We start from the raw sequence: 10,141 nt of genomic DNA, 5'->3' as shown, positions 1-10,141 counted from the left end.
TCTAAAATTTCTGTATCATTGGTATCTATTGGATTCTCATCTACTTCATTCATTTTATGAACTTCTAAATCGCTTTCTAAAAGTTCAGATAAGTTGTGTTTTCTTCGCTTAGTTGCACTAATAAGAGCCTGAACAGGACGAAACTCTGAATCTGGCACACTAAAATGAGAAATAAAATATATCCAAATGCCATACACAAAAAAGGAGAATGTTCCTACAAAGCCTATCAGATTTGCTTTGTAACCATCAAAAACAATCTTGTCGAAGGAAGCAGAAATTACCATATAGGTAAACGTAACGACAAAAAAGAAACGCAAAAGCATTGAAAATGAAGACCCTACAATCTCATAATCTCTCTTTTTATAAATTATATCCCAAAACTGTTTCCAAATCTGTTCGAAGGAATCAGGAATAGTTTCTTCTGGGCGACTATTGATGCGAAATACATACTCTCTCCAAAATGTAAATGCGAGTGTAAAAACTATAATCAGTAATTGTAAGGAGAAAAAGAAAATTAAATGAGAAGCCTTTACACTCTCTCCAAATAATAAACGATACCCACCTAAGGAAATCCAACGCAGCAAATAATCAAAGGTCAAGACTTTTAATGATAAATCTACAATATGAATTTTTTCTTCGTTTGGTTTATTATCAGAACTATTTGAGGTAAATATCGACATTTTTTATATAGGGATAATTATAGGATTTCAGACCAAATTGTTTTGCCCTAATTAGCTACAAAGTAAGTACCGAGAGTGCTTTTATCAGTTACAAAAAAATGGTTTTTCGTCAAACGTTTTTATTTACTAGATTAAACAAATTTTACAGTAGATAAATATAAGCATATTTTTTCATACAAAATAAAAAAGCCTTTCACTCTATGAGAGTAAAAGGCTTTCTACTTTCTTCTAGTATTATATTCTAGTTATCGCTATCAGCACGAATCATTGCACAACGGAAACCGATATGAGAAGTAGAAGAATCTTCCTCAATATAACGGCGAGTACCTGGAGACAGCCAATAAGCTACATCTTTCCAAGAACCTCCTTTATATACACGAACGTGGTTATTGATAAGTGTTTCAAAGTTTTCAAAGTCATAATCTTCTGACTTATCTAAGAAATCATTACGACGAATAGGGTTGAGGTCTGCATTAGGCTCTCCACCAAAATCCTCAAATGAACCTGGACGGTAAATATCCCATACCCATTCATTTACGTTTCCAGCCATATTATAAAGACCAAAGTCATTTGGAGGATAAGCATAAATCCAAGTAGTAATCATTGCACCATCGTTCAAAGCTCCAGCAATACCTGCATAATCACCACGACCACGCTTAAAGTTTGCCAAGAACTGTCCCATTTGCTTTCCGTAAGGATTACGAAGTGAGTGTCCATCCCAAGGATAAAGACGAGCATAATCTTGTGCTTCATCTAAGTATTGCGTTCCGATTAAGCCTTTGGCTGCATATTCCCACTCTGCCTCTGTTGGAAGGCGATACCCTGGCAACACGACTCCAGACTCTAATGGAATGCGCTCTCCATTTTTAGCTAATTCTTTTACATCTTTCTTACCACTCTTCATTGCCAAGCCATTGTTTACCATACTTGTACGCCATAAAGAGTAATCACTTGCTTGCTTCCAAGAAACACCCACAACAGGGAAGTAACGGAAACCTGGATAACGCAAATAATGGTCAACGTAAGGGTCATTGTAAGCTAACTCAGCAGACCAAACTGTTGTATCAGGCAAAGATTCTTCATAGGCTTGTTGTGAAGAGTCTTGTAATAGATAGTGCATATATTCTAACCAGTGAATATTGGCAATCTCTGTTTCATCCATATAAAAGGACTTGATAGTAACCGTATTTTCAATGTTGTCGGCTGCTGTCATTTCTACGTTCTCTTCGAAAGAACCTAAAACGTGGCGACCACCTTCAATAAAAACAAGGTTAGGACCTGCAGGCTGTCCTTTAAATTTCTCTACTTTAAATCCACCTTCTTCGCCATTTGGTTTTTTCTTACCAAAGGCTACTCCAGTAGCTGTACTTTTCTTACCTGGTTTGGTACTTGTTGGTGGTTTTTTATTACAACCTCCTAACATCAATCCTAGAACTAGGATACATAATGCACCGAACTGAAAACTCAATTTTGCCATAATGCGTTGTATTATAATCTTTTTAAATTGTATCTGAAAAAATAGATACGCTGCTTAGTATTAGTATTTTCTAAATTAGTTGGGGGAAAAACGTTCTGTATGATTTGAATTTTTCACACTCAAATTTTATTTGTAATAGAATAGTACAAATTTCAAGCAAACTTTCACTAAATATCTACATTTGTCTTGAAAGAAATATTTAGGAACTACAAATATACACAAAAACCATTTATTATAGTTTCCCCTACATCAATAATGCTTAAAGTGCTTTTTTATTGTGCTTACGCTCTCAATTCGAACAAATTTATTCACAAATTTTAGAAAAAAAAGATAGAATCAGAAATTGTGGTCTGCTTTTTTATAAAAAACGATTTACTAAATTACCATAAAATCAGATTTCTCTTATATTTTATTGGCTTTCTAATCATTTGGCAGTAGGTATTGTAAAGTTTTTTATTTATGTCTTCTCAAAAGCATTTTACTTATCTAAACACACTATTAATAGTTTTGGGAATAGTTTTTCCTTTCATTTTTTTGAAAGATGCTTATCCATTTCATCGTTTTGGAATGTTTGCAGAACCTGTACAACACAAGGCACAATATGAGCAGTTTCATATTTTTTATGTGTTTGGAAAGGATACAAATTTTGTAGAGTTGTTGCCTCAAAATATACCTCTCAATGCTAATGCTTTTCAGATGCAAGTTCGGAAACATCATTATCAGAAAACACATACATATTTTATAAACGTATTTGAAAAAATAATAAAAAATAAATACAATTCAGACGAAAAAATAAAATGGAAATGGTATCATGTCAAAGAAAATTCTCAAAATGAAATCGACTCGGTATGCGTATTTTCAAATTAGACTTTGTATTTAAACATAGATTTTGGCTTGCTTTTTCTTTACTACTCTTATCACAAGTTTTGTATTGGTTTTGGATTCGAAATTATACCCTTGCTTATTTTGATGAAAACCAAAAAGATACAATTTCTTGGTTTTCTAATTTAGTAGAAAGTATTTATCCACGATTGAAAGTAGAAAAATACCGTTTTGATGCTGCTTTTTTTATCAAAAAATCTGACCAAATAGCTATTCGTTTTTTCTTTATTGGCTGTATTTTTTCCCTTCTTCTGCTTCCAAAGGTCTATCAAAAAGTAAAATTGTTTGTCAAAGAAAAAACAGTATATACTCAAAAAATAACAGTAAGAAAGCAATATATTTTGATTACTTATTTTTTGGTTTCCAATGTTTTGCTTTCTCAAGAGTGGCTAGAAATTTTGACTGAATATTCTCAAATTGCTGATTTGTACGAACCGATTTCGTTTTATAAAATCGTTGCTCCAAGTTTTCCAACGCTACCTTTTCTGACTATTTTATTTTATGGATTAAGAATAATTTCAATTATTGGCGTGGTTTTCTTTCTGTTTTCTATTTTTTCAAAAGATAAATTTCTAATACAAAAAACAGCCTTTGTGTGTCTTCTTTTGAGCGCAATGCTTTTCATTTACTTACAAGGCTTTTTGTATGGATTTGGAAAAACAGAACATACTTACGCCACTTGGAACTGGGTTTGTATGTTATTGCCAATTTGGTTTTGGAAAACGAATTTTAATACATCAAATCTTAACTTTGTTTCTCAAAATTATTTAGTATTTATATCAATTGGATTGGTTTATGCCTCCTCTGGACTGGAAAAAATATTTATTGGAGGCTTAGAATGGCTCAATGGAAATGCTCTAATGGGTTACTTAGAACTTTCTACTACTGATTTGGGTCAGAGCTTATCAAATTATCCTACTTTAGTTTTTCTACTTTCTATTGTTACTATTTTTTGGGAAATAGGCTTTTTATGTATTGTTCATAAAAGTAGGAAGATTAGACTTACTTTAATTTTTATAGGAGTTTGTTTTCACGTAGGAGTATATTTTTCTATGGGTGTAGGGCATTATTTATCTCCTTGGATGTGGGTATATGTTTTTTTATTGTAAAAAAGACAGGGTCGGAACCCTGTCTAATTCAGATAGATTATTCAGGCAGGGAAGCCTTAAACGCTGCATAATTGTTTCCACTTGGTGTTATACTACATCCTTCTTCTCTTGCCTTGTTATTGATGGCTTCTACTCGGTTATCTGGGTTTGGATGAGTGCTTAAAAATTCTGGTGGCGAACTGCTTTGACCTTCATTGATAATCTTTTGGAAAAATCCTGCTGCTCCATTCGATTGATATTCTGTATCACATAAGTAAAGAACAGAAAAATCATCTGCTTCACGCTCTGCAGCTCTACCATAACTCAAATTTATTAAGCCTTTTGCAATTCCTGCAAGCTGTCCTTGGTCATTTCCAAAAAAGATAGCAAAAAGTGTTTCGTAGCCATAGGCTTTTGTTAAGTTATCAGTTACATGGCGTTTATCAGCATGTGCAATCTCGTGTCCCATTACGCCAGCGAGTTGGTCTTCTGTGTCTAGGTATTTAATAATACCTGTATAGACATAAATATAACCACCAGGAGCACAAAAGGCATTTAGGGTTTCATCATCTTGAATAATTTTGACTTGCCAAACAAATTCATCACGATAACGAATATCGTTAGAAGCTAATACTTTGCTTGTTAAGTTTCGAATATAAGAATAGGCTTCTGAATATTCGCTTTCATCTAAAATAATAACAGTAGAGTCTGCTTCTAGTTCGGCAGCTACTTGCTGCCCTATGTTGATATCTTCTTCAATAGAAAAAAAGTTTATGTTTCCGTCTTTGTCGCAAGCTCCCAGTATGAGTAAAAGACCAAATAAAAAAGATAGGCTAAAAAATGATTTAATTTTTGTCATAATCAGAATGTTTAGTGATTTTTTTAAAAAGTCTCTAAAAAGTTTTAAAAATTCTTAGAGTTCAGTTCCTATATAAACGTTAAGTTTTTTAGTTATGTTTTTAAAAGATAAAGAACTTGTTTAAAAATAGTTTTCTAGTGCAAGATTTGCTCTTGTGCTTACCATTTTATCAGCATAGGATGAAGAACTAAAAGCCAGCATAGACAAAAAGCTCGTCCAAGCAAAACGCTTGGACGAGAAGTAATAAATAACTGGACTTACGCAACATACTGCTTTGTGTGAGCAGGGTTTGTAAAATTTGAAACCGTGTCCCGTGGCGTACAGGACACTAATCTGCATAAGTCCAGTAAATAAAATAAGTTTTATATCTGATTTAATGTGCTTTTCTATCCTTAAAGTTTCCAACGAACACACAATGCAAATCTTACTTTCCTCCACGAGACGAAGAACGAGAACGAGAAGAAGAAGAGCTAGAGCGAGAAGTACGTGAAGAAGAGCTACTAGAACTAGAACGATAACTGCTACTAGATGAACGGCTAGAACTGGATGAAGAGCGATAACCACTAGAGGAACTTTTTGAAGAAGATGAAGAACTAGATGAACTATATCCACCACTGCTAGAGCTACGACTAGAACTAGAACGGAAGGAAGAACGTCCATAGCTACTACGGTTAGTTGCTCTTGAATTGCTTGCATAGCTGCTACGTTTCATAGGTGTTTTGCCATAATACCAACTTTTATTGGAAGGTGTACTAGCTGTACTACTGCTTTTTACAGAGCGAGATGGAACACTTTTAGCATAAAACCAGCTTTTTTGTGAGCGATTGTTTACTGTTTGCTGGAAACGAGGAGTTTGCTTGACAGCAGACTTCAAAGGCACGTACACGCTACCATAATATGGACGGCTAGAGGTTCTATAATAACGATTATAAGTGTAATAATCATCTCTATAAATTCTATTTGAGTTGAATAAAGAGTTTAGAAGAGCATATTTCCCATAAAATTCCCAAAATGTATCTCCGTCATCTTCTCTCCAACGCCCATACTGCGTATTTCCAACATAATTGCTATATCCTGCTTGTGTGATTTGTTGTCCTTGGTTAGATAGAATTTCCATTCCTATATCATCTAAAAAGAAATCATACGTACTATCACTTACTTTCATAAAATCTGTTGATTTTGTAGTAGGAACAGAGCCATTCTGATAAACAATCGTGTATTTAAACTTTTTATCTGAATCCTTTGAATCTGATAAAATTACAGAATAAGTGGTTTTGTCATTCAAATAAGGAGAAAGCTGATTTTTCACTTCCTGATAGGCTTCTGTACGCTTTTTAGTAAGTGCTGTACTTTGATGCTCTGCTTGTAGTTTATTCGATATTTCATCTATTTTTTTCTTCGAATCATCATAATGAGGAGATGCAGGTGGAATTTGAGCAAAAAAATGGAGTGATTCATCCAAGTTTCCAGCTTCATATTCCTGTTCTCCCATATAATACGTTACTTCTCCATTGAGGTCTTCTAGCTCTGTTTGGGCTTCTTTGTGGTATTTTGTGGTAGAATCTACCTCCAAAAGAAGTTTCGTTACATTTTCCAAACTAACCATATCACCTGTTCTGTAAAAAAGTAGTGCACCTTTTTTATTCTGTTTTGCTGCTTCCAGTCGGCTATGGTTTAAAGGTTCTTTAAGTTCAGACTGAAATTTTTCTTTGTCTGCATCGTCCATTTTAGTATAAATTGATAAAGCCTTGTTGTATTCTTTTTCATTGTATTGTTGAAGAAAAGCAGGTTTTTGTAGAGACTTTATTTTGTCTTGATAATTAGAGTAATTTACATCAGAATAACTAAATACTGAATATAACTTTATGGCTTCTGCTGGATTTTGTTTTTCTGCTTCTTTAGCTTGGTCTAAAATTATTTTTTGGGCTTGAGCTTTATAACCACTAATATCTTTTATGAGTATAACAGGCTCATTTTGAAAGTAACCTACATTAGAAGCTATATTTTTTAAATCTTGATAAGCTACAATTAGCGAATCTGTATTGTTTTCCTTTAGGTTTTTCTTTGCTCGCTCAAATGCAGGCATCACATCCTTTTGTATGCGTTCTATATCGTATTCTCCCATCCAAGAATCTATATTATGTGTATCAAAAACGCCCTCTTTTACAGATTTATAAACAGGTAAAGCTTCATCATACTTTCCTTCTTTATAGAGAGCATTAGCTCTATCAATAATACTTTTATTAGTAAAATATTCATATCCATACAAACTACCTCCTATCAGAAGCAGAATAGCAACAACGATAAAAAAAACTTTAGATTTTGACATTTTTTGAAATAGTTTAGAAGGTAAATTTAGTTTTTGATGATTGTTTTGTATTAAGATACAAATAATTTGCTTTTTAGGCAAAATGGGTTTCTATGTATTTATGGTCTGCTCTAACGAGACTGAACTCACTTAATTAAGGTCAGACCAATAGGTCAGCACCGATAAAAATGCTATAACGTATTGATAATCAATGAACAAAATCCCAATTTCACGTTAAATAAGTTGATATAAAATTTTAAATCTAACACAACTTTTACTTATTCCATGCTTTCTAAATACATACGTATATCTTTTAGTCTGTTTTCAGATGTATTAAACAGTTCTTTAGGAATATTTTGGATAGGATTATCATATAACTCTAGTTTTTCTAACTTTGGAAAACTCTCTAGAAAAGAAAGAGAAATACCTGTAATTTGATTACTTGATAAATTGAGAGACTTTAGATTTTTCAAGGCTGTTAAAGGAGAAATATCTATAAGCTGATTATGCTCTAAATTAAGAAATTCTAAATTTGTTAGTATTGAGAGAGGGGCAACATCATAGATTTCATTGAACCCCAACCTAAGCGTTTGCAAGTTTCTCAAGGTTGATAGAGGAGTAATATCATAGATTTCGTTACTATCCAAGTCAAGCAACTGTAAGTTTATCAAGCCTGACAAAGCCGACACACTCCATACGACATTAGTCCATAAATCAAGTTTTTGCAATTTCTTCAACTCTGATAAATATGAAATATCTGCAATCATATTATCCTCTAAAATGAGTACTTCTAAGTTCTTTAAATGCTTTAAAAAAGAATAATCTCTAACATTTCCCCTTCCTAAGTTGAGCTGTCGTAAGTCTTTCAGAACAGATAAAAAAGACATATCCAATACATCACACCAATGCAAATTTAGTCCTATTATTTTTTGAGAATCACTCATTAAATAATGTCTATTTTTAATTCCACCAAGAATATCATCTATACTTTGTGCTTCTGTCAGTTTACCACCTACTTTCCTCTCTAATAACTCAATTATTTGTTGTGTTTTCATTTTATATCTGTAAAATTCTGAAATGCCTATTATTGAAAATATTTTTCTATCACACATAACCAAACAAAATTTTACTTTTATTCTAATAGTCAACCTATTATTCTATCAATACCCTAAATTTTTCTATAAAAACTTAATAAAAATCAATTTTAACTTCTTTTTATGAGATTTATGGCGTGTTTTGTGCAACTATCTAACTAGATAAAAACTACAACCCTTCCCTATTACTTCAAAATTACTAATTAGCTACTTACTTAGATAACTATAAAAATTACCATGAAAATTAAAAATAGTAAATTGACTTCCAAAAGATGGTGGCTTCGTCTTTATTTTCTATTTTTTATTTGTATTTCTTTATTTGCATTCAAAAAAATTGCCTTCGAATATTTTATTATTCCGACTTCTTCTATGGAGGGGTCGCTTCTAAGAGGTGATAAAATTGTTTGTAACAAACTTCCTTTTGGGGCAAAAATTCCTCAAAAAAAGCAAAACACTACTACTCAAAAAGCAGGCTTTGAATTTGATATTTCAAACCTTTTACCAGACCGATTGCCTAAACTAAGAGAAGTAGAAGCAGGTGAAGTTATCATTTTTTACTATCCTTTAGATAGTGCCAAAAAAATAGAAGACAAGACATGTTACATCAAACGCTGTGTGGGTGTGGCTGGCGACAGAATTCAGATTGCACGTCAAGATATTTTCAGAAATGGAGAATGGCTACCTAACCCTTCGGATATGCAGCTGAGTTATATTGTCAAGACAACTGAAAAGCCTGAGGTTATTTTTCACCATACCGACGTACAGACATGGAAAGAAATAGAAACAGAAACCAAAGAGATAAAGCGCATTAAAAAATTTAAGAAAAAACAAGGAAAAAAAGGTAGAAATAGAAAAATTGATAACGCTATAAGTCAAGAAGCCAAGACAAAAACATACTTACTCTATACCACACCTAAACAGGCTAATCAATTAAGGCAAGATTTGAGAATTGAAGAAATTACACCTAAATTTTTCGAACAAAATGATATTTCTGATAATTCTATGACAGAAAATAGCAAAAAACTAGGTTGGAATAGAGATTATTTTGGTTCATACTATATTCCTAAAAAAGGAGATACAATTCCTATGCACGAAGGAACACTACTTTTGTATGAAAATCTTATCAAAAATCATGAATACAATAACGATGTAGAAGTAATCAATAACCAACTTTTTATTGATGGAATTTTAGTAGAAAACTATATCTTCAAGCAAAACTATTACTTTGTCTTGGGAGATAATCGTCATAATTCCTCTGATTCTCGTATGTGGGGACTTGTCCCAGAAGACCACCTCATCGGCACGCCTCTACTGATTTATCATTCTGAAACCCCTGCTGATGGCATAAAAAACTGGGCAAGAGTGCGTTGGGAGCGTTTTTTTAAGTGGGTAAGGTAGCGTTCTTATCGAACTTATTATTTCTTATAATTAAATTTGAATATATATCATTCACTCGTTGAACTTGTTTAAGAATGGTTTTCTAGCTCAAGATTCCATCCTTGTCCTGTCCCATAAAATTTTCAATTTTGGCTATTGTTTTGTGTAACTATTACTTATTTACTATTCACCTTTATATTTTGTTTCTTTATGTTACATCAAAGTTTAGATAGTTGGGGTAAACGAGAGTTTATTGGTTGTGGTGTTGAAGACTTACGAGAGGCAAAAAGCATCTCAAAGATGGCAGACAAATTATTATCTACTCCAGAGAGTTCCTTCAGTAGTAGTGTAGGAAATGGTCTTCGGAAAGCAGCTT

General features: G+C 32.8%; 8 protein-coding genes. 3 read left to right on the top strand and 5 right to left on the bottom strand.

Translation table 11 applies throughout. The annotated features are described in order from the left end of the window. The coding region (locus tag QZ659_RS19160; protein ID WP_291728443.1) for a hypothetical protein at positions 1–680 on the bottom strand (680 nt) is incomplete at its 3' end. A 241-nt stretch (positions 681–921) separates the two neighbouring features. Continuing rightward, the gene (gene gldJ / locus QZ659_RS19155) at positions 922–2,157 is read right to left on the bottom strand and encodes a gliding motility lipoprotein GldJ (RefSeq protein WP_291728440.1); all 1,236 of its coding nucleotides are present in this window, start codon (positions 2,155–2,157) and stop codon (positions 922–924) included. 459 nt (positions 2,158–2,616) lie between these two features. Here gldJ and QZ659_RS19150 point away from each other — a divergent pair, with 459 nt between their 5' ends. Together QZ659_RS19150 and QZ659_RS19145 are read left to right on the top strand one after the other, a co-directional pair. Further along, positions 2,617–3,024 (top strand): hypothetical protein, encoded by a 408-nt coding sequence (locus QZ659_RS19150; RefSeq protein ID WP_291728438.1) that lies wholly within the window; start codon positions 2,617–2,619, stop codon positions 3,022–3,024. Further along, entirely contained in the window at positions 3,006–4,148 is a 1,143-nt protein-coding gene (locus tag QZ659_RS19145; RefSeq protein WP_291728436.1) for a hypothetical protein, read from the top strand. Before QZ659_RS19150 ends, QZ659_RS19145 begins: the two co-directional genes overlap by 19 nt. A gap of 37 nt (positions 4,149–4,185) precedes the next feature. Here the strand turns inward: QZ659_RS19145 and QZ659_RS19140 are convergent, their stop codons facing one another. From QZ659_RS19140 to QZ659_RS19130, 3 genes are all read right to left on the bottom strand, one after another. Continuing rightward, positions 4,186–4,986, bottom strand: coding sequence for a M48 family metalloprotease (locus QZ659_RS19140; RefSeq protein ID WP_291728434.1), 801 nt, complete (start codon positions 4,984–4,986; stop codon positions 4,186–4,188). 424 nt (positions 4,987–5,410) lie between these two features. Further along, positions 5,411–7,315 (bottom strand): hypothetical protein, encoded by a 1,905-nt coding sequence (locus tag QZ659_RS19135; protein WP_291728432.1) that lies wholly within the window; start codon positions 7,313–7,315, stop codon positions 5,411–5,413. Between the two features lie 257 nt (positions 7,316–7,572). Next, complete coding sequence (locus QZ659_RS19130) at positions 7,573–8,349, bottom strand: leucine-rich repeat domain-containing protein (protein ID WP_291728430.1); 777 nt, start codon at positions 8,347–8,349, stop codon at positions 7,573–7,575. A gap of 276 nt (positions 8,350–8,625) precedes the next feature. Here QZ659_RS19130 and lepB point away from each other — a divergent pair, with 276 nt between their 5' ends. Further along, positions 8,626–9,786, top strand: a complete 1,161-nt coding sequence (gene lepB, locus QZ659_RS19125) for a signal peptidase I (protein WP_291728427.1) — start codon at positions 8,626–8,628, stop codon at positions 9,784–9,786. The last annotated feature ends 355 nt before the right edge of the window (positions 9,787–10,141 follow it).

The organism is Bernardetia sp., assembly GCF_020630935.1.
Classification (GTDB): Bacteria; Bacteroidota; Bacteroidia; order Cytophagales; family Bernardetiaceae; genus Bernardetia.
This window is presented reverse-complemented; position numbering and strand designations above follow the sequence as displayed.